This is a genomic window from Streptomyces sp. NPDC101225 (assembly GCF_044767585.1).
Classification (GTDB): domain Bacteria; phylum Actinomycetota; class Actinomycetes; order Streptomycetales; family Streptomycetaceae; genus Streptomyces.
The window spans coordinates 1-19,523 of record NZ_JBIWOE010000051.1; the positions used below are offsets into that span (position 1 = coordinate 1).

Below are 19,523 nucleotides of genomic sequence, written 5' to 3' on the forward strand. Positions count from 1 at the left end.
ACCGCCCCTGCACCGGCGGCAGCACCGACAGCTGCTCCGGAGTCGGCCAGTCCGACTGGGACTACACCCGCGTCCTCTCGCAGTACACCGGCTGACGTCCCGTCGAGCCGACCCCAGTGGCCACCCCCGCCTCCGGCAAGGAGAAACCCATGCCTTCCCTTCCACGCCACGGCAGATCCGTCGCGGCCGCCGTCGTGGCCGTGACCGCCGCGTCACTGCTCGGCGGCACCCCCGCGCAGGCCGCGGCCACCGCGCTGCCCACCGGCTTCGCCACCGTCATGAACGCCGCGAGCGGCCGCTGCCTCGACGCCAAGGCGGCCGCCACCGCCAACGGCACCGTCGTGCAGCAGTACTCCTGCAACGGCACCGACGCCCAGCGCTGGAGCTTCACCGCCACCAGCGACGGATACGTCCGCATCGACAACGCCAACGACACCGGCCAGGTCGTGGACGTGGCCGACGTCTCCACCGCCGACGGCGCACAGGTCCACCTGTGGACGTACGGCGGCGGCGCCAACCAGCAGTGGCTGCCCGTCGACGACGGCGGCGGTGCCTACCACTTCGTCAACCGCAACAGCGGCAAGTGCCTGGACGACCCCGGTGCGTCGACGGCCGACAGCGTGCAGTTCGTCCAGTTCGCCTGCAACGGCACCGCCGCCCAGCGTTTCCAGGTGGTCCCCGTCTCCCCGTCGGGCCCCGACCCCGATCTGGGCCCGAACGTCACGGTCTTCGATCCCTCGATGTCGTCCTCGACGATCCAGGCCAAGCTGACCTCGGTCTTCCGGCAGCAGGAGACGAACCAGTTCGGCTCCCAGCGCTACGCCGTGCTGTTCAAGCCCGGCGCCTACAGTGCCGACGTCAACGTCGGCTTCTACACCCAGGTGCTGGGCCTCGGGCTGTCGCCGGACGCGGTGACGGTGAACGGCGCGGTGCACGCCGAGGCCGACTGGTTCCAGGGCAACGCCACCCAGAACTTCTGGCGCGGCGCGGAGAACCTCTCGGTCAACCCGTCGGGCGGTGCCGACCGCTGGGCGGTCTCGCAGGCGGCGCCGTACCGTCGTATGCATCTGCGCGGCAACCTCGCCCTGGACGACGGCGGTTGGTCCAGCGGCGGCTACCTCGCCGACAGCAAGATCGACGGCCAGGTCGACTCCGGCAGCCAGCAGCAGTGGCTGACCCGCAACTCCCAACTGGGCAGCTGGACCGGCTCCAACTGGAACATGGTGTTCGCCGGCAGCACGGGCGTCCCCGCCACCACCTTCCCCAAGCCGCCGTACACCACGGTCGCCCGGAGCCCGGTCACCCGCGAGAAGCCGTTCCTCTACGTCGACGCGTCCGGTGCCTACCGGGTCTTCGTGCCGTCCGTGCGGACCGACTCCTCCGGCACCAGCTGGTCCGGCGGTGCCTCGGGCACCTCGCTCTCGCTGGACAGCTTCTACGTCGTGAAGCCCGGCGCGACCGCCTCGCAGATCAACTCCGCCCTCGCCGCGGGCAAGAACCTCCTGGTCACTCCCGGCGTCTACCACCTCGACCAGACCCTTCGCGTCGATCGCGCCGACACGGTCGTCCTCGGTCTGGGCCTGGCCACGTTCGTCCCCGACAACGGCGTCACCGCGATGAAGGTCGCCGACGTCGACGGCGTGAAGGTCGCGGGCCTGCTGTTCGACGCGGGCACGGCCAACTCGCCCTCCCTGCTGGAGGTCGGGCCGAACGGCTCCTCCGCCTCCCACACGGCCGACCCGACCTCGCTGCACGACGTCTACTTCCGCGTCGGCGGCGCGGGCGTCGGCAAGGCGACCACGAGCCTCGTCGTCAACAGCGACGACGTCATCGGCGACCACATGTGGATCTGGCGCGCCGACCACGGCAGCGGCGTCGGCTGGACCAGCAACACCGCGGACACCGGAATGATCGTCAACGGCGACGACGTCACCATGTACGGCCTGTTCGTGGAGCACTTCCAGAAGTACCAGACCGTCTGGAACGGCAACGGCGGCCGCACGTACTTCTTCCAGAACGAGATGCCCTACGACCCGCCGAACCAGGCGGCCTGGATGAACGGCGCCACGCAGGGCTATGCCGCCTACAAGGTGGCCGACTCGGTCACCAGCCACCAGGCGTACGGTCTGGGCAGTTACTGCTACTTCAACGTCAATCCGGGTGTGGTGGCGGCGCACGCCATCGAGGCACCGACCACCCCGGGGGTCCGCTTCACCGACATGGTGACCGTCTCCCTCGGCGGGACCGGCACGATCAGCCACGTCGTCAACGACACCGGAGGCCCGTCCAACTCCGGGAGCAACGTGGCCAACCTGACCAGCTACCCGTAGGAGCCGACGTGCGCAACCCCTTGTCCTCCGCGTCCTCCGCGTCCTCCGCGAGGAGGGCCCGCCGGTCGGCGATCACCGCCGTCCTCGGTGCCCTGGCGCTCGTGGTGGCCCTCCCGGCCCAGGCCGATGCCGACGTGCTGACACTGCTGCCGCAGAGCGCCGACGGCCTGGAGCAGAGCTTCTCCCCCGCCTACGACTACGACGGCGACGGCTGCTACGCCACGGCGGCCATCGGCGCCGACGGCACCATCAACCCCGGCCTGAAGCCGGGCGGCGACGTCAACGGCCACTGCCACGACTACGCCCAGCTCGCCAACGCCAACACGTACTCACGCGAGAAGTGCAACAACGGCTGGTGCGCCGTGATGTACGCCAGCTACTTCGAGAAGGACCAGGCCACGCTGGGTCCCGCGGCCATCGGCCACCGGCACGACTGGGAGCACGTGGTCGTGTGGATCAACGACAACCAGGTCCGGTACGTGTCGGTGTCGCAGCACAGCGGCTACCAGGTGGCGGCCGCCTCCGCCATCCGCTTCGACGGCACGCATCCGAAGATCGTCTACCACAAGGACGGCATCTCGACCCATGACTTCCGCTTCGCCAACTCCAACGACGACCCTCCGGAGAACGTGACCGGCGGCTGGTTCTACCCGCGCCTGGTGGGCTGGAACGGCTATCCCGCCGGCTACCGCGACAAGCTGCTGAGCGCGGACTTCGGCGCGGCCACCATCAAGATCAAGGACGGGGACTTCGAGTACGGCCTCGCCCACTCGATGCCGTCGGGCATCGCGTTCGACCCGAACGCCTGATCCCGTACGTCGTCTACCCGATGTGGCGCAGCAGTTCGGCCACAGCGGGCGGCAGGTCCCCTCTGGGGTGAACGACCCTCATCCGCCAGGTCGGTGCGTGCGCTGCGAAGCGGCGCACCGACAGGTCGGGGAAACGGGCGGCCAGGGAGGCGGGCAGGATGCAGACGCCGAGGCCGTGGCGCACCAGGTCGGTGGCGCCGAGCACGTCGTTCACCTCGAAGGTGGTGGCGCGTTCGACGGCGGCCGAGCGCAGGGCCCGGTCCACCGAGGTGCGGATCGCCCAGCCCTGCGGGAAGTCGACCTGCGGCAGCGCGACCGCCTCGGCCAGGGTCACCGGCCGCTCCGGCAGCCGGGCCTCCGCCGGGGCGGCCACCAGCACCATCTCCTCCCGCGCCAGCGCCCTGGTCGCGAGCCCGCGCAGCCGCGTGGAGTCGAGGGCGACGACGGCCAGGTCGACGGTGCCCTCCCGCAGGTCCTGCGGGATGTCGTCGGCGGGCGCCTGCCGCAGCCGCACCGCCACGCCCGGATGCTCCCGGTGGAAGGCGGCCAGTCCCGGGGCGAGACCGGCGTAGAGCCCCTGCATCACGCCGACGGTGATCTCCCCGCGCAGTTCCTCCTGCGCCAGGGCGACGGCGGCGCGCGCCTCCTCGGCGGCCTGGAGGGCCGTACGGGCGGACGCCAGGAAGGCCCGCCCGGCAGGGGTCAGCGTCACCCGGTGCGTGGTGCGCCGGAACAGCCGGGCGCCCAGCTCGTGCTCCAGGGCGCGCACCGTCGCGGAGACGGCGGACTGCACCACGTGCAGCCGCCGCGCCGCCGCGCTGAATCCGCCTTCCTCGGCGACCGCGACGACGACGGCCATCTGCCGCAGCTCCATGCGCCCGCCCGCCTTCCACCGTCCATCTCCAGAAGAGATTACCGTCATCGTCGATCATCTCCGCTACGGGGGGAAGCAAGCGCGGTGAGCACCTGTTGGAGCAGGTGAACGGCGGCCGCCCAGGTCGGTCCGCCGCGGTCACACCACCAGGGATCGGAGTGCTCGGATGTCCATGTCGTCGGCCACACGCCCAGCTCACGGCGACGCCGGCCCCGGGCCGGCGGCCCGGCCCGCCGGCGCCCGCGCCTACGGCGCCGGGTTCTGGACGATCGCGGCGGTGTTTGTCACGGCCATGGCGTTCTCCACGGTGCCGACCCCGCTGTACCCCCTCTACCAGGCGCGCGACGGCTTCTCGACGTTCACCGTGACGGTCGTGTTCGCCGTCTACGCCGTCGGGGTCCTCGTCAGCCTGCTGCTCGCCGGGCACGTCTCGGACTGGGTCGGCCGCAAGAAGGTGCTGATCGCGGCGCTGGTGCTGGAACTGATCGCGGCGGCGCTGTTCCTGGCCGTCCCGTCGCTGCCCGTGCTGCTCGTCGCGCGCCTGGTCACGGGGCTCGGGGTCGGTATGCTCACGTCGACGGCCACCGCCCATCTGCACGATCTGCACAGCGCGCACCGGCCGGACGGGTCGCCGCAGCGCTTCGAGATCGTGTCGACGGCGGCGAACATCGGCGGTCTGGGTCTCGGCCCGCTGGTGGCCGGCCTGCTGGCCCAGTACCTCGGCGCACCGCTGCGCCTGCCGTACGCCGTGGCCGGCGCCGCGCTGCTCATCGGGGTGGCCGCGGTGGCGCTGACCCCGGAGACGGTGCAGAAGCCCGTCGGCAGGCCCGCCTACCGGCCTCAGCGGGTGAGCGCCGACCACGGCGACCGGGCCGGGTACCTCGCCGCGGCCGCCGCGGGCTTCACGTCGCTGGCGGTCTTCGGGCTCTTCACCTCCCTGGTCCCGGGCTTCGTCGGCGGCACCCTGCACCACCCGTCCCGGGCGCTGGCCGGGCTGATCGTGTTCGTGGTGTTCGGCGCGGCCGCCGCGGCGCAGGTGCTGACCGGCCGGCTGTCCTCGCGGGCCCGCCGCAACGCCGGGCTGCTCGCCCAGGCCGCCGGTGTGGCCGTCCTCGCGGTCGGCGTGCACACCGCGAACCTCTCCGTGTTCGTGCTCGCCGGCCTCGTCGCCGGCGCCGGTGCCGGCATGCTCTTCAAGTCCGCCGTGGGCTCCGTCGCGGGCATGGCCGCCCCGGCCCGGCGCGGTGAGGCACTGGCCGGACTGTTCCTGGTCTCCTACCTCGGCCTGGCCCTGCTCCCCGTCGGCCTCGGAGTCGCCGGCCGGTACACCTCGACGGCCGGGGCGATGACCTGGTTCACGGCGGTGGTGCTCGTCCTGCTGGCGGTGGTGGCCCTGCTGGGGCGGCGGGCCCGCGCGAGCTGATCCGGGGCCGCGCCCCGCTTCTCAGCGGAGCACGACCGTGCGCCTCCCCCGCACGAACACCCGCCCCTCGCAGTGCCATCGGACCGCGCGCGAGAGAACCGACGACTCGGCGTCGCGGCCGATGGCGGCGAGCTTCTCGGGGGTGTGGCTGTGGTCGACGTCCATGACCTCCTGGGCGATGATCGGGCCCTCGTCCAGGTCGGCGGTGACGTAGTGAGCGGTCGCGCCGACGAGTTTGACACCCCGCTCGTGCGCCTGGTGGTAGGGCTTGGCGCCCTTGAAACTCGGCAGGAACGAGTGGTGGATGTTGATCACGCGACCGGCCAGCCGGGTGCACAGGTCGTCGGAGAGGACCTGCATGTAGCGCGCCAGCACGACGAGTTCGACGTCCAGCGAGTCGACGATCTCCAGGAGCCGGGCCTCGGCCGCGGGCTTGGTCGCGGCGGTGACCGGCACATGGAAGAACGGGATGCCGTGCCAGCCGACGAGTCCTTCGTGGTCGCGGTGGTTGGAGACCACACCGGCCACGTCGACGGGCAGGTCACCGCTGCGCACGCGGTAGAGCAGGTCGTTGAGGCAGTGGCCGTGGCGCGACACCATGACCAGGACGCGGCGTCTGGTGCCGACCGGTTCGAGGTGCCACCGCATGGCGAACGGGGCGGCCACGTCGGCGAAGTCCCGGCGCAGGGCGCCGGTGACGCCGGCGCCGCCGGGCGTGGTGATGTGCATCCGCAGGAAGAAGTGGCCCTCGCGGCGGTCGCCGAACTGCTGGTTGTCGACGATGTCGCAGCCGTGGTCGACGAGGAACGCGGAGACGGCGTGGACGATGCCGGGGGCCTCGGGGCAGTCGAGCGTGAGGACGTGCTCGGCCTGCGTCGTGGCGGCGGTCTGCCGGAGTTCGGTGGTGGTCGTCGTCATCAGGGCACCTCCGGGCCGCGGTACTCGCTCATCGCGTCGATGAGCCAGCGGGCCAGGTAGTCGGCGAACGAGGCGCGTGGGAAGAGCCGGTAGGTGGGGGCCTCGTTCACCTGCCACAGGAGCACCGGGACGGGTCCGACCGTGGTCGACACGGCGCGGCCGGGTCCGAAGGCGCGGGGGTGCAGGTCCAGCGGGCAGCCCTTCTCCAGCACCTGGCGGGCGGCCGGGCCGCGCAGTTCGAGCGTGGTGCGGTTCGCCGAGACGTCCACGACCGAGCCGGGGTCCCCGGCCAGTGCCTCCGTCAACTCGTCGACCACGGGGGCCACTTCGGTCTGGGAGAGCACCAGCCATTCGTCGGGTCCGAGCCATACGGCCGTGTGGGGGCCGTAGGCCGAGATCCGGCCGCACTCCCTGGGGAGGGGTGCGCCCAGGGTCTTCTCGATGCGGCCGGCCGCCGCCGAGGCGGGGTCGACGCGCACGTTCACCATGGTGACGAACGGCCACTCGTCGAGTGCGACGCCGCGCGCTCCGGTGACCGTGGCGGCGCGCATCCGCTCCTCCAGGTGCGCCAGCGGGCTCGTCCGCGCCCCGATCGTCGGTTCAGCCATCTCGCCTGGTCCCTTCGGGGTCGTAGAGGACGAAGTCGGTCACCTCGACGGGCACCAGGTCGGTGCCCACCGGGGCGAGGAGGGTCTCGCCGATCCTGGCCCGCCCGTCGGCGACGAGGGCGAGGGCGAAGGGGCGGCCCAGCGCCGGACTGTGGTAGCTGGAGGTGACGTGGCCGAGCATCGGCACGGGCACCGTCTCCAAGGGGGTGTCCGGCGCGAGGAGCTGGGTGCCCTCCGGCAGCCGGGTCGTGCGGTCGCCCGGCAGCAGGCCGACCAGTTGCTTGCGGTCGGTGCGGGAGGTGTCGGCGCGGGAGTAGGACCGCTTGCCGATGAAGTCCTTCTGCTTCGACACCACCCAGGACATGCCGGCGTCCTGCGGTGTCACGGTGCCGTCGGTGTCCTGGCCGACGATGATGTACCCCTTCTCGGCCCGCAGGACGTGCATGGTCTCGGTGCCGTAGGGGGTGATGCCGTACGGCTGCCCGGCCTCGTGCACCTGCTCCCAGACGGTCAGGCCGTACCACGCCGAGACGTTGATCTCGTAGGCGAGTTCGCCGGAGAAGGAGATCCGGCAGATGCGGGCCGGGATGCCGGAGGCCAGTGTCGTCTCACGGAACGCCATGAAGGGGAACGCCTCCGCCGACAGGTCGACGTCCGGCGCGAGGTGCGAGAGAACCGCGCGGGACTTCGGGCCGACGACGGCGATCGTCGACCACTGCTCGGTCACCGAGGTGCAGTGGACGTCGAGGTGGGGCCACTCGGTCTGCAGCCACTCCTCCAGCCAGTCCAGGACTCCGGCGGCGCCGCCGGTCGTGGTGGTCATGAAGTAGCGGTTGTCGTCGAGGCGGAGCGTCACACCGTCGTCGAAGATCATGCCGTCGGGCTTGCACATCACGCCGTAGCGGGCCATGCCGGGCTTGAGCTTCCTGAAGGCGTTGGTATAGACGCGGTTGAGGAACTCGCCCGCGTCCGCGCCCCAGATCTCGATCTTGCCGAGGGTGGAGGCGTCCATGAACGCCACGCCCTCGCGGGCCGCCCGGCACTCACGGGCCACGGCCGTGTCCATGTCCTCGCCGGGGCGGGGGTAGTACCAGGGGCGCTTCCACTGCCCGACGTCCTCGAACTCGGCGCCGTGCGCGACGTGCCACGCGTGGACGGAGGTCGTGCGCTCGGGATCGAACAGCTCGCCGCGCTCACGGCCGGCCAGGGCGGCGAAGGCGATCGGGGTGTACGGCGCGCGGTAGGCCGTGGTGCCGATCTCCCCGAGCGAGCCGCCGATGGCCCCGGCGATCACTCCGATCGCGTTGACGCCCGAGGTCTTGCCCTGGTCGTTCGCCGTGCCGAGCGAGGTGTAGCGCTTGACGTGCTCGACGCTGCGCATGCCGGCGCCGGTGGACCGCCAGACGTCGGCGACGGTGACGTCGCGCTGGAGGTCGACCAAGTGGCTGTCCCACGTGGCCGGTTCACCGGTCGGCGCGGGCACCAGCCACAGCGCACGGGTCGGACCGGCCGTGGACCGCGTGTCGACCGGCGGCGGCACGGCGACCGGGAATCCCGCGTCCGTAGCGGCCCGTGCACCGGCCCGCGCGCCTTCGGCGAGACAGCCGTCGAGACCGTAGGTCCCCCGGGCCGCGCCGACGACCTGCTGATCACGCACGGTGCCGTCGGGCACGAACGCGACCAGGTCCTCGTCCCAGCGCAGCTTCCCCTGGCGCTGGCTGTGCAGATGCACCACTGGGCTCCAGCCGCCCGACACGGCGAGCAGATCGCACGCGAACGACCGTGCTTCACCCGTGAGTTGGCCGGTCCCGTCGAGTCCCTGGACGGTGACGCCGGTGAGCCGGCCGTCGCCTTCGGTGCCGACGACCGCGCTGCCGGTGAGCACCGGTGCGCCGGTCGCCGCGGCCACCTCGGCCGCGCGCTGGGAGAGCTCGGGGCGCACGTCCACGACGGCGGCGATGCCGATGCCCGCGGCGTGCAGGTCGGCGAGGGTGTCGTAGGCGCTGTCGTTGGTCGTGCTCACCACCACCCGCGAACCGGGCGCCACGCCGTAGCGGTTGAGGTAGGTGCGGACGGCCGCGGCGAGCATCACGCCGGGCCGGTCGTTGCCGGCGAAGACCAGCGGCCGCTCGTGCGCACCGGTCGCCAGGACCACCTGGCGCGCGCGGATGTGCCACAGCCGCTGGCGCGAGACGCCTTCGGGGGCGGCCGCTCCGAGGTGGTCGGTGCGCCGCTGGAGGGCCAGGACGTAGTTGTCGTCGTACGAACCGAAGGCCGTGGTGCGCTGCAGCACGACGGCCTCGGGCGCGGCGTCCAGGGCCGCGCGGACGTCGGCGACCCACTCCGGGGCGGTCCGCGCGCCGACCGTCTCGGTGCGTGCGCACAGCAGCGAACCGCCGGGCTCCGGCTGGTCGTCGAGGAGGACGACGCGCGCACCCGAGCCGGCCGCGGTCGCGGCGGCCGCCAGCCCGGCCGGTCCGGCGCCGACGACCAGGACGTCGGTGTGCACGTACTTCTTGTCGTAGACGGCGGGGTCGGGCGCCGGGTCGAGGCGGCCCATGCCGGAGAGTGTCGTGGCGGTCAGTCCGTCGTGGAGCTCGACCGTCGTCGCCGGGAGCATGCCCTCCGAGCACGGACCCGCGATCTGCAGCAGGGCGTTGGGCTCCTCGGGACCGGCGGCGACGATGCCGCGCGGGCGGCCGCGGTAGAGGGACGGCGCGACCTCGACGAGCCCGTTCGCCAGCATCGCGGAGGCGACGGTGTCGCCGGGGTGGCCGGTCATCTCCCGTCCGTCGACGGTGAAGCGCAGCACGCCGCCGCGGTCGACGCGGCCTCCGTGCGGCAGCCGGCGGTGCTGGTCGGTCATCGGTTCCCTCCGGCCTGGGGCGGTGCGGGGCGGGGCTCGTCGAGCCGGTAGGCGGCGAGCACCTCGTGACTGACGGTGTCGCGCAGGACGTTGAACCAGCGGCGGCAGCCGATGCTGTGCATCCAGCGCTCCGCGAAGGGGCCCTTGGGGTTGTCCCGGTAGAAGACGTACTCGGCCCACTCCTCGTCGGTCAGCTCCGCCGGGTTCTCGGGGTGGGGGACGTGGGCCTGTCCCCCGTAGTGGTACTCGGTCTCGTCACGCGGACCGCACCATGGGCAGGTGATCAGCAGCACGGTGTCCTTCTCTCTGCGGGCGGTCAGTGGGCCACGGCTGCTGCGCCGTGCTCGTCGATCAACGCGCCCGTGCGGAACCGCTGGAGTGTGTAGGCGGCGTTCAGCGGATGGGGCGCGCCGGTGGCGATGGTGTGGGCGAAGGTCCAGCCGGCGGCCGGTGTCGCCTTGAAACCGCCCGTGCCCCAGCCGCAGTTGACGTAGAGGTTCTCGACGGGGGTGGTGCCGATGATCGGGGAGGCGTCCGGGGTGACGTCCACGATGCCGCCCCAGGTGCGCAGCACGTGCGCGCGGGCGAAGACCGGGAACAGCTCGACGGCGGCCGCCATCTGCTGCTCGATCACGTGGAACGAGCCGCGCTGCCCGTAGCCGTTGTACGCGTCGACGCCCGCGCCCATCACCAGCTCGCCCTTGTGCGCCTGGGAGACGTAGACGTGTACGTGGTTCGACATGACGACGGTGGGGTGCACGGGCTCGTGCAGTTCGGAGACCAGGGCCTGGAGCGGGTGGGACTGCACCGGCAGCCGGAATCCGGCCCGCTCGGCGAGCACGCTGCTGTGGCCGGCGGCCGCGAGGCCGACCCGGCCGGCGAGGATGCGGCCTCGGTTGGTCTCGACGCCCACGACCCGGTCGCCGTCCTTGAGGAAGCCCGTGACCTCGCAGCCCTGGATCAGGTCCACGCCCATCTCGTCGGCGCGGCGGGCCAGCGCCCACGCCACGTGGTCGTGCTTGGCGATGCCGGCCCGCGGCTGGAAGGTGGCGCCGAGGACCGGATACCGGGTACGGGACGAGACGTTGAGGATGGGGCAGACCTCGGCGACCCGGTCCGGCTCCAGCCACTCGGCGTCCACGCCGTTGAAGCGGTTGGCGTTGACGCGGCGCATGCCCTCGCGGACGTCCTGCAGGGTGTGCGCGAGGTTGAGGACGCCGCGCTGGCTGAACAGGAAGTCGTACCCCAGCTCCTCGGGGAGCCCTTCCCACAGCTTGAGCGCGTGCTCGTAGATGGCGGCGCTCTCGTCCCACAGGTAGTTGGAGCGGATGATCGTGGTGTTGCGGGCCATGTTGCCGCCCGCCAGCCAGCCCTTCTCCAGCACGGCGACGTTGGTGATGCCGTGGTTCCTGGCGAGGTAGTAGGCGGTGGCCAGGCCGTGGCCGCCCGCCCCGACGATGACGACGTCGTAGGAGGAGCGCGGCTCGGGGGTGCGCCAGAGGAAGTCCGGGTGTTCCGGCAGCGGTTCGGCGGTCACGCCGCGCCTCCGATCAGGTGGGGGTAGAGGGGGAACGCGGCGGCGAGCTTCTCGACGCGGTCACGCAGCTGTCCGGCGCGCTCGTCGCCGAGCCGCTCGTCCTTGAGTGCCTGCGCGACGATGTCGGCCGCCTCGCGGAACTCCGCGTCGCCGAAGCCGCGGGTGGCCAGGGCCGGGGTGCCGATCCGCAGCCCCGAGGAGACCATCGGCGGGCGCGGGTCGAACGGCACCGCGTTGCGGTTGACCGTGATGCCGATGCGGTGCAGGCGGTCCTCGGCCTGCTGTCCGTCGAGCGCGGAGTTACGCAGGTCGACGAGGACCAGGTGGACCTCGGTGCCGCCGGTGAGGACGGTGATGCCGGCCTCGGCGACGTCGTCGGCCAGCAGGCGCCCGGCGAGGATCTTCGCGCCCTTGAGCGTGCGCCGCTGGCGCTCCTTGAACTCCTCACCGGCCGCGACCTTGAAGGCCACCGCCTTCGCCGCGATGACGTGTTGCAGCGGGCCGCCCTGCTGGCCCGGGAAGACCGCGGAGTCGATCTTCTTGGCCAGGCCGGCCCGACTGAGGATCACACCGCCGCGCGGTCCGCCGAGGGTCTTGTGCGTGGTGGTCGTGACGACGTCGGCGTACGGGACGGGGCTGGGGTGCAGTCCCGCGGCGACCAGTCCGGCGAAGTGGGCCATGTCCACCATCAGGTGAGCGCCCACCGCGTCGGCGATCCGCCGGAACGCGGCGAAGTCCAGCTGCCGGGGGTAGGCCGACCAGCCGGCCACGATCATCCGGGGTCGGTGAGCGAGCGCGAGTTGCTCGACCTCGTCCATGTCGATGCGCATGTCGGACTCGCGCACGTGGTACGGCACGACGTCGTAGAGCTTGCCGGAGTAGTTGATGCGCATGCCGTGGGTGAGGTGCCCGCCGTGCGCGAGGTCGAGACCGAGGATCGTGTCGCCGGGCTGCAGGAGCGCGAACATCGCGGCCGCGTTGGCCTGGGCGCCCGAGTGCGGCTGCACGTTCGCGGCCTCGGCGCCGAACAGGGCCTTGACCCGGTCGACGGCCAACTGCTCGACGACGTCCACATGTTCGCAGCCGCCGTAGTAGCGGCGGCCCGGGTAGCCCTCCGCGTACTTGTTGGTCAGCACCGAGCCCTGGGCCTCCATGACGGCGGCCGGGGCGAAGTTCTCCGAGGCGATCATTTCGAGTGTCGACTGCTGGCGGTGCAGCTCGGCGCTCACCGCGGTCGCCACATCCGGATCGAGCTCGCCGAGCGGGCGCGAGAGGGGGGAGGTGACCCTGGTGATCGACGGGGTGGTTGCCATCTGCGCACCATCCTGAGAGACGACTAAAACGCGACTGATATATCAGCTTGTGCGGTAAGGTATGGGAGCTCGACGGCGAGGTCAAGGGGGCTTCATGCAGCAGGTGGCGATCGAGCCCGGCGGCGCGGAGCTCTCCCTCGCCGAGCGCGCCTACCGCGCCGTCCGTGACCGGCTCGTCATGCTCGAGATCCGCCCGGGCGCCCCGATCAACGAGGACCAGCTGGCCCAGTCCCTCGGCGTGGGACGCACACCGCTGCGCGAGGCGCTCAAGCGCCTCCAGTCCGAGCGCCTGATCACCACCTATCCCCGGCGCGGCACCTTCGCCACCGAGGTCAACATCACCGACCTCGCCCACATCTCCGAGGTGCGCCAGGAGCTGGAGCCGCTGGCCGCCGCCCGGGCCGCACGGCGCGCCACGGCCGCGGACCGGGCCGCCCTGACGTCCCTGCGGCAGCAGCTGGAGAGCGCGTCCGCCCTCCGTGACGACGCCACCGAGCTGCTGCACCTCGACCTCCAGGTGCACCGCTCCATCTACGCCGCCACGCACAATCCGTATCTGGACGACACCCTCGTCCGCTACGACAACCTCGCCACCCGTATCTGGTGCCTGTTCATCGACCGGCTGCCGGACATGGCGGGCCACATCGGGGAGCACGGGCCGCTGATCGAGGCGATCGTCGGCGGGGATGCCGACCGGGCCGCCGACCTCGCCCGTGGCCATGTCGAGGGGTTCGAGCGGGCCGTTCGCGCCGTGGTCTGAGACCGCCGGCCCGCGGCAGCTCCACCGGATTCCGGTGCGCGCGGGCCCGCGGCGCCTTCATCGCGCGTCGGTGCGCGCCGGCCCGCGACGCCTGCACCGCCGGTCGGTGCACGCCGGCCCGCAGCACCTTCACCGCGCCTCAGTGCGCGCCGCCCCGCGCCTCCCCCGCCCGCATCCGGGGCCTGCCGGCCAGCGTGGTCCACAGATACGGCGCCACGTCGTCCTCGGGGAGCTGGGCGATCATGTAGCGCACACAGCGCTCGATCTTCACCCGCCACAGCCGGGCCGCCTCGTTCCCGTCGGCGTTGAGCAGCGCCTCGTGCACGACGGCGTCCTCGTTGTAGATCGTGTCGCAGGCCTGGCTGTAGTTCATGTCGAGGACCGTCACGAACATGCGCAGCCGGGCGGTGAGCCGCTCGAAGGTGTGGGCGGCCTGCGGCAGGTCCGCGATCCGGGCGAGGGCGTCCTGGTATCTCAAGTCGTCCTCGCGGATGCGGAGATGATCGTTGTCCCGGGCGGCCGTCCGGACCTCCGCCAGGGCCGCCGAGGCAGGGGCCAGGTTCTCGCGCCCGAACATCGCCACCCGGCGCATGAGCAGTGCCCCGAGGCTGGCACGCAGGGCGTAGAGGTCGAGCACGTCCTTGGCCGTGATGACCGGGATCGCCGTCGCGCCACCCGGCAGCAGGTCGAGCATGCCCTCCTCGGCCAGCGCGTGCAGGCCCGCGCGCACGACCCGGCGGCTGAGTCCGAGACGCACGGCGAGCGGTGCCTCCCGGACGCGGTCGCCCGAGCGGTGTCCCCCGGTGAGCAGGGCTTCGCGCAGCATGCCCACGACGGGATCGGTGGTGACGGGCGCCCCCGGCGAACCGTCGGCGGACGGGCGCCGCCCCGCTGCCGCCGTCCCGCCGCCATGGTCCGTTGAGCGCCCGTCGAGAAGGTTCGAGTCAGAGTCAGGGCCGCAGATGGCCGGGCGGTCGTAGGACGGCCGTGGCGGGGCGACACGGGTGAAGGCGGCCGCGGACGGGGTCCAGGTGGTGGACCAGGTCAGCAGCGCGTCCCGGAGGCGGGGCAGGTCGGATGCCGGCTCGCGCGGAAGCGGGTCGTCGGCGGCCAGGAGGCGCTGGACCTCGTCCGTCCACGCCTCGGCGCTGGGCGCGCGGTGCCACCGCGGGCGTCCGTGCCCGGCCGCGTCCTGTCCGTCGGTGGTGCGGTGTCCGGCCGGGATGCCGTACGCCAGCAGGTGCACGCCCGCGCCGGGGCCCGCCGCCGACCTGGCCTGCTCGATGAACGCGTGCAGCGCCGGGTGATCCGCACCGGCGGTCTCCTCCCCGTTCGTCCCACCCCGCAGGGTGGCGAACGCGCAGGCCACGGCGAGGACATGGGCCGCCTCCCGGTCCCGGCCGAACAGCCGGCCCGCCGCGGTCGTCCCGGAGGTGCGCACGGACGCGCCGCGCCCCGAACGGGCCGTCACGGCGAGCACGCACACCGGTGGCGCGACGAACAGGCCGACGATCTCCTCGGCCCGGCCCGGCAGCGACCAGGCCCGGCGCGGCGCGGCCGTGACCCGCTCCCCCGGCCGCGCGCGGTAGGTCCGCCAGATCCGGCTCACCGTGCTCTGGCTCAGACCGGTCTCGGCCGCCATGGAACGGGTCGACCAGCCTCGCCCGGCCCCCGGCGGGGGCGGGGTGAGGGTGCGCACGAGGACGTGCGCCACCGCGTCGTCGTCGGCCGTCGGCGGGCGGCCCGGCCGCTGCCGCTCCGCCAGGCCGTCCAGCCGGTCGGCGAGGAACCGGCCGCGCCACTTGGTGACCATGTCGCGCGAGACGCCGAGACGTTCGGCCACGGCGGTGTTGGTCGGCTCGTCCGCGCACGCGAGCACGATCCGCGCCCGCAGGGCCCGCGCCTGCGGGCAGGTACGGCTGCGGGTCACCGCGAGCAGCACGGCCCGCTCCTCCTCGGTGAGGACCACGGTGTCGCGGGGACGGCCTGCCATGACCGCAACCGTAGCCGAACTTCTGACTCGGACCCAGCCCCGCGGCCCCTGCGGATCCGGGGGCGTTGTTGCCGGGCCGGGGCCTTCACATACTTCGTTGCCATCCGGTGGCCACGCCGCCGGCGTCCCCCAGAATCCGCGAGTTCGCCTGGTCGGGCCGGGCCCACGGGCTCCCCGATCAGCGCTCGCGGCACCGGAACCGCAGGGTTCCCGGCCCGGTCCCCACACGGCGACCGGGCGGTACCGCAGACAAGCCATCAACCCCGACCTGGCCCGGACCTACCGTGCAGAGGTACGTCCGGGACCCGCTCCCGGAGGCCGTGATGACCGTGAACGCAGGAAACAGAGTGGATGACGCGCCCCTGTCGCGCTTCCACAAGAAGCTCGCGCTGTACTCCTCCGGAGGCCCGTTCCTCGACGGCTACGTCCTGAGCATCATCGGCGTCGCCATGGTGCAGATCACCCCGCAGCTGGGTCTGTCCGACTCCGCCCAGGGACTGCTCGGCGCCTCCGCGCTCATCGGGGTCTTCGTCGGTGCGTTCGTGGGCGGCTATCTCACCGACAAGTTCGGCCGGCAGGTCCTCTACACCATCGACCTGGTCGCCATCATCGTCTGTTCGGTGGTCCAGTTCTGGGCGTCCGACCCGGTGTGGCTGTTCATGCTGCGGCTGCTGATCGGCATGGCGGTCGGCGCGGACTACCCCATCGCCACCTCGCTGCTGGCCGAGTTCACCCCGCGCCGCTACCGCGGCCCGCTGCTGGGCGGCCTGGTCGTGATGTGGTTCGTGGGCGCCGCAGTGGCCTACGTCGTCGGCGAGGCACTGCTGCAGAGCGGTGACGACGGCTGGCGGTGGATGCTGGCCAGCGCCGCGCTGCCGGCCACGGTCATCGTGCTGCTGCGGCTCGGCACACCCGAGTCGCCGCGCTGGCTGGCGAACAAGGGCCGTACGGACGAGGCCGAGGAGGTCCTCAGGACGGTCTACGGTCCGGACGCGACGATCGCCGACCTGGCCGACGAGGAGGAGCGCGAGAACGTCGACCTCAAGGCGATCCTGCGCTCCGGCTACGGCGGCCGGATGCTCTACATCTCCGTCTTCTGGACCTGTTCCATCGTTCCGCTCTTCGCCGTCTACGCCTTCGGCCCCAAGATCCTCGGCGCGCTCAACCTCCAGGGCTCACTGGCCAACATCGGATCGGCGCTGATCACGGTGATGTTCCTGATCGGCTGTGTGATCGCGCTGTTCTTCGTCAACCGCATGGGCCGGCGCCCCCTGGTCATCCACAGCTTCGTCTGGTCGGGCCTGGCCCTGCTGCTCCTCGGCATCTTCCCCGGCGCCCCCGCCGCCGTGGTCATGGTGCTCTTCGGCGCCTACGCGGTCATCATCGGCGGCACCCAGATCCTGCAGTGGGTCTACCCGAACGAGCTCTTCCCGACCGAGGTGCGCGGCTCCGCCGTGGGGCTCGCCTCGTCCGCCAGCCGCATCGGCGCCGCCGTCGGCACCTATCTCGTCCCCATGGTCCTGACCGGCTGGGGCATCGGCGGCACCATGATCGCCGCCGCCGCGATCAACGCCGTCGGCGCCGTCGTCTCGGTCCTGTGGGCACCCGAGACCCGCGGCATGTCCCTGCACGAGGCCGCAGCGCTGACGCCGAAGGTCCAGCCGGTAGGCCGCCCCGCCGGCGTCTGACCGGCGCCCCGGGCCCCCGGCTCCGGGCGGGGGCCCGGCCGCACCGAACCAACTCCCATCGCCCTATGCAGGAGGTAACCCATGAAGGACGTGGTGATCGTCGGAGGCGGCATCGCGGGACTGGCCGCCGCTTGGCGGCTGCGCCACTGGGACACACTGCTGCTGGAGTCCGAGGCACGCGTCGGCGGGCGCATCCGCTCGGAGCGCCGCGGACCGTACTGGATGAACTGGGGCGGACACGTCTACGCCGGCGGCAACTCGGCGACGTCGTGGCTGCTGGACAACACCGGAGTGGACTCCGTTCCGGTGCCCGGCTCGCTGGCCGGGCTGTCGATGAACGGCAAGCTGCTGCTCAAGGGCCGGGTGGAGACCTATCCCTTCCGCATCCCCATGTCCCTCGAGTCGCGGATCGGCATGGTCAAGGCGGGCGCCAAGGTCGCCCTGCGTGTGGCGCGCTACGCCCGCATCGTGCGGCGCCGGCGCGACGAGACCGCCGCGCAGCACCAGCAGCGCATCTACGACTTCATGAACGACCGGTCCTTCAAGGACTTCATCGGCGACCTGCCCGAGGACGCCGAGGCGCTGTTCAAGCCGACGGTCACCCGCTCCGCCGCCGACATCGACCAGCTCTCGGCGGGCGCCGGGGTCGGCTACTTCAGCCTGGTGTGGAACATCGGCGGCGGACTCTCGCAGAGCATCCTCGGCGGCCCGTCCACCCTCACCGAGAGCATCGCCGCGTCCCTGTCGCACCGGGTGCGGCTGAACGCGACGGTCGACGAGATCGTCCAGAAGAAGGGCTCCGTCGTCGTCCGTCACCGGCAGGACGGCGTGGAGCAGGAGGTCGAGGCCCGCTACGTCGTCCTGGCCACGCCCGCGACCGTCGCGCACCGCGTCGCGGTCGACCTCGACCGGGACGTCCGCGAGGCCCTGTCGAAGGTCGTCTACGGCCCCTACGTGAGCGCGGCCTTCCTCAGCGACGAGACCGGGCCCCAGGTCTGGGACGACGCCTACGGCATCGCCACACCGAAGCGGTCCTTCAACGTCGCGCTCAACATGTCGAACGTCGTGCACGGTTACGCGGCACAACGCCGTCCGGGCAGCAGCATCATGACGTTCTCGCCCGGCAGTCCGGCGCGCGACCTGCTGGAGCACGACGACGACACGATCCGGCGGATCTACCTCGACGACCTGGACCAGGTGCTGCCGGGCTTCGCGGGCAACGTCGTGGAGGCCGAGGTGCAGCGCTGGCCCACGGGTGCGCCCTACTGCTTCCCCGGCCGCGGCAAGCTCCAGCAGACCCTGACCCGCCGCGGCGGCCGGGTGTTCCTGGCCGGCGACTACCTCGGCACCCTCTACACCGAGACCGCGATCCAGTCCGGGCTGTCCGCCGCCCACGAGGTGCGCAGCCTGCTGGCCACCGACCGGCAGACCGCCGCACGCGACCTCGCCGCGGCCTGAACCCCCCCTACCCGTCAAGGAGACTGCTCATGTCCGTACAGCTCAGCGGCGTCCTGACCGCCCTTGCCACCCCCTTCGCCCCGGACGGGCGGATCGACGAGAAGACACTGCGCCGCCTGGTCGACCGCAGCGTCGACGGCGGGGTGGACGGCGTCGTCGCCTGCGGCTCCACCGGTGAGTTCGCGGCGATGAGCGGGGCGGAGCGCCGCCATGTGGTCGAGACCGTCGTGGACCAGGTGGCCGGGCGGGTGCCGGTCATCGCGCAGACCGGTGCGCTCAGCACCAGGGAGGCGATCGAGCTGTCCCGGCACGCGCAGGGCGCCGGTGCCTCGGTCCTGATGGTGGTGGCCCCCTACTACGAGCCGCTGACGCTCGACGAGACGCTGCACTACCTGCGCGCCGTGGCCGGTGCCGTGGACATCCCGGTGATGCTCTACAACCTGCCGGGGGCGACCGGGGTCAACCTCCGGCCGGAGACGGTCGGGCAGCTCGCCCGTGAGGTCGAGAACATCCGGTACATCAAGGACACCAGCGCCGACATGGCCCAGGCCGGGCGGCTGATCCACACCTACGGCGACGTCATCTCCACCTTCGTCGGCTGGGACAGCCTGCTCCTCCAGGCGCTGTCCGAGGGGGCGGCCGGCGTCATGGCCGGGACGGCGAACGTCATGCCGGCCCAACTCGTCTCGATCCACCGGGCGTTGCGCGCCGGGGAACTCGACCGCGCACGCGCCGAATGGGCGGCGGTCTACCCCCTGATGGACGCCATCATGGCCGCTCCGTTCATCCCGGCGGTCAAGGCCGCCGTGAACGCCACCGGGTTCCCCGTCGGAGTGCCGCGCGAGCCGCTGCTCCCGCTCGACTCCGCCACGACCGCGGCGATCTCCGCCCTGGTCGAGCGGCTTCCGCAGCCGCGGGCGTGACAGGCACCACGACACGTCAGGCT

15 protein-coding genes are annotated in these 19,523 nt (G+C 72.2%); 7 read left to right on the top strand and 8 right to left on the bottom strand.

Annotated elements, in window-relative coordinates; genetic code table 11:
• The first annotated feature begins 149 nt into the window (after positions 1–149).
• Positions 150–2,330, top strand: a complete 2,181-nt coding sequence (locus ACIRPX_RS40325; RefSeq protein ID WP_404204827.1) for an RICIN domain-containing protein — start codon at positions 150–152, stop codon at positions 2,328–2,330.
• A 71-nt stretch (positions 2,331–2,401) separates the two neighbouring features.
• A complete protein-coding gene (locus ACIRPX_RS40330) occupies positions 2,402–3,139 on the top strand; it encodes an NPP1 family protein (RefSeq protein ID WP_404204922.1) in 738 nt (245 codons plus the stop codon).
• A gap of 13 nt (positions 3,140–3,152) precedes the next feature.
• Here ACIRPX_RS40330 and ACIRPX_RS40335 read toward each other — a convergent pair whose 3' ends face one another.
• Positions 3,153–4,013, bottom strand: a complete 861-nt coding sequence (locus ACIRPX_RS40335; RefSeq protein ID WP_404204829.1) for a LysR family transcriptional regulator — start codon at positions 4,011–4,013, stop codon at positions 3,153–3,155.
• Positions 4,014–4,179: 166 nt separating this feature from the next.
• Between ACIRPX_RS40335 and ACIRPX_RS40340 the strand changes: the two genes are divergently transcribed.
• A complete protein-coding gene (locus ACIRPX_RS40340) occupies positions 4,180–5,436 on the top strand; it encodes an MFS transporter (protein WP_404204831.1) in 1,257 nt (418 codons plus the stop codon).
• Positions 5,437–5,457: 21 nt separating this feature from the next.
• Here the strand turns inward: ACIRPX_RS40340 and purU are convergent, their stop codons facing one another.
• Genes purU through glyA form a run of 6 tightly spaced genes read right to left on the bottom strand, consistent with a single transcriptional unit; the run spans position 5,458 to position 12,678 of the window.
• Positions 5,458–6,354: a formyltetrahydrofolate deformylase gene (purU, locus tag ACIRPX_RS40345; RefSeq protein ID WP_404204833.1), complete on the bottom strand. Its 897-nt coding sequence runs from the start codon at positions 6,352–6,354 to the stop codon at positions 5,458–5,460.
• Positions 6,354–6,962, bottom strand: a complete 609-nt coding sequence (locus ACIRPX_RS40350; protein WP_404204835.1) for a sarcosine oxidase subunit gamma — start codon at positions 6,960–6,962, stop codon at positions 6,354–6,356. The genes purU and ACIRPX_RS40350 overlap by 1 nt, the downstream gene beginning before the upstream one ends.
• The gene (locus tag ACIRPX_RS40355) at positions 6,955–9,828 is read right to left on the bottom strand and encodes a sarcosine oxidase subunit alpha family protein (protein ID WP_404204837.1); all 2,874 of its coding nucleotides are present in this window, start codon (positions 9,826–9,828) and stop codon (positions 6,955–6,957) included. The genes ACIRPX_RS40350 and ACIRPX_RS40355 overlap by 8 nt, the downstream gene beginning before the upstream one ends.
• Positions 9,825–10,121: a sarcosine oxidase subunit delta gene (locus ACIRPX_RS40360; RefSeq protein ID WP_404204839.1), complete on the bottom strand. Its 297-nt coding sequence runs from the start codon at positions 10,119–10,121 to the stop codon at positions 9,825–9,827. The genes ACIRPX_RS40355 and ACIRPX_RS40360 overlap by 4 nt, the downstream gene beginning before the upstream one ends.
• A gap of 23 nt (positions 10,122–10,144) precedes the next feature.
• Positions 10,145–11,365, bottom strand: a complete 1,221-nt coding sequence (locus ACIRPX_RS40365; protein WP_404204841.1) for a sarcosine oxidase subunit beta family protein — start codon at positions 11,363–11,365, stop codon at positions 10,145–10,147.
• Positions 11,362–12,678 (bottom strand): serine hydroxymethyltransferase, encoded by a 1,317-nt coding sequence (glyA, locus tag ACIRPX_RS40370; RefSeq protein ID WP_404204843.1) that lies wholly within the window; start codon positions 12,676–12,678, stop codon positions 11,362–11,364. The genes ACIRPX_RS40365 and glyA overlap by 4 nt, the downstream gene beginning before the upstream one ends.
• 94 nt (positions 12,679–12,772) lie before the next feature.
• On the opposite strand from glyA, the gene ACIRPX_RS40375 reads away from it, so the two are divergent.
• Positions 12,773–13,438 carry a GntR family transcriptional regulator gene (locus ACIRPX_RS40375; RefSeq protein ID WP_404204846.1) on the top strand — a complete coding sequence of 222 codons (666 nt, stop codon included), beginning with the start codon at positions 12,773–12,775 and terminating at the stop codon, positions 13,436–13,438.
• A gap of 139 nt (positions 13,439–13,577) precedes the next feature.
• On the opposite strand, the gene ACIRPX_RS40380 is transcribed toward ACIRPX_RS40375, so the two are convergent.
• On the bottom strand, positions 13,578–15,431 hold the full coding sequence (locus ACIRPX_RS40380) for a helix-turn-helix domain-containing protein (protein WP_404204848.1): 1,854 nt from the start codon (positions 15,429–15,431) through the stop codon (positions 13,578–13,580).
• 347 nt (positions 15,432–15,778) lie between these two features.
• Here ACIRPX_RS40380 and ACIRPX_RS40385 point away from each other — a divergent pair, with 347 nt between their 5' ends.
• The 3 genes from ACIRPX_RS40385 (at position 15,779) to dapA (ending at position 19,500) form a co-directional block, all read left to right on the top strand.
• On the top strand, positions 15,779–17,119 hold the full coding sequence (locus ACIRPX_RS40385) for an MFS transporter (protein ID WP_404204851.1): 1,341 nt from the start codon (positions 15,779–15,781) through the stop codon (positions 17,117–17,119).
• A gap of 81 nt (positions 17,120–17,200) precedes the next feature.
• Positions 17,201–18,577, top strand: coding sequence for an NAD(P)/FAD-dependent oxidoreductase (locus ACIRPX_RS40390; protein ID WP_404204853.1), 1,377 nt, complete (start codon positions 17,201–17,203; stop codon positions 18,575–18,577).
• A 29-nt stretch (positions 18,578–18,606) separates the two neighbouring features.
• A complete protein-coding gene (dapA, locus tag ACIRPX_RS40395) occupies positions 18,607–19,500 on the top strand; it encodes a 4-hydroxy-tetrahydrodipicolinate synthase (RefSeq protein WP_404204855.1) in 894 nt (297 codons plus the stop codon).
• Positions 19,501–19,523 lie beyond the last annotated feature (23 nt).

Excerpts from the sequence above, each read along its gene's own strand:
- ACIRPX_RS40325 (WP_404204827.1), top strand. The coding sequence starts at position 150 with ATGCCTTCCCTTCCACGCCACGGCAGATCCGTCGCGGCCGCCGTCGTG.
- ACIRPX_RS40335 (WP_404204829.1), bottom strand. The coding sequence starts at position 4,013 with ATGGAGCTGCGGCAGATGGCCGTCGTCGTCGCGGTCGCCGAGGAAGGC.
- ACIRPX_RS40340 (WP_404204831.1), top strand. The coding sequence starts at position 4,180 with ATGTCCATGTCGTCGGCCACACGCCCAGCTCACGGCGACGCCGGCCCC.
- purU (WP_404204833.1), bottom strand. The coding sequence starts at position 6,354 with ATGACGACGACCACCACCGAACTCCGGCAGACCGCCGCCACGACGCAG.
- ACIRPX_RS40350 (WP_404204835.1), bottom strand. The coding sequence starts at position 6,962 with ATGGCTGAACCGACGATCGGGGCGCGGACGAGCCCGCTGGCGCACCTG.
- ACIRPX_RS40355 (WP_404204837.1), bottom strand. The coding sequence starts at position 9,828 with ATGACCGACCAGCACCGCCGGCTGCCGCACGGAGGCCGCGTCGACCGC.
- glyA (WP_404204843.1), bottom strand. The coding sequence starts at position 12,678 with ATGGCAACCACCCCGTCGATCACCAGGGTCACCTCCCCCCTCTCGCGC.
- ACIRPX_RS40375 (WP_404204846.1), top strand. The coding sequence starts at position 12,773 with ATGCAGCAGGTGGCGATCGAGCCCGGCGGCGCGGAGCTCTCCCTCGCC.
- ACIRPX_RS40380 (WP_404204848.1), bottom strand. The coding sequence starts at position 15,431 with ATGGCAGGCCGTCCCCGCGACACCGTGGTCCTCACCGAGGAGGAGCGG.
- ACIRPX_RS40390 (WP_404204853.1), top strand. The coding sequence starts at position 17,201 with ATGAAGGACGTGGTGATCGTCGGAGGCGGCATCGCGGGACTGGCCGCC.
- dapA (WP_404204855.1), top strand. The coding sequence starts at position 18,607 with ATGTCCGTACAGCTCAGCGGCGTCCTGACCGCCCTTGCCACCCCCTTC.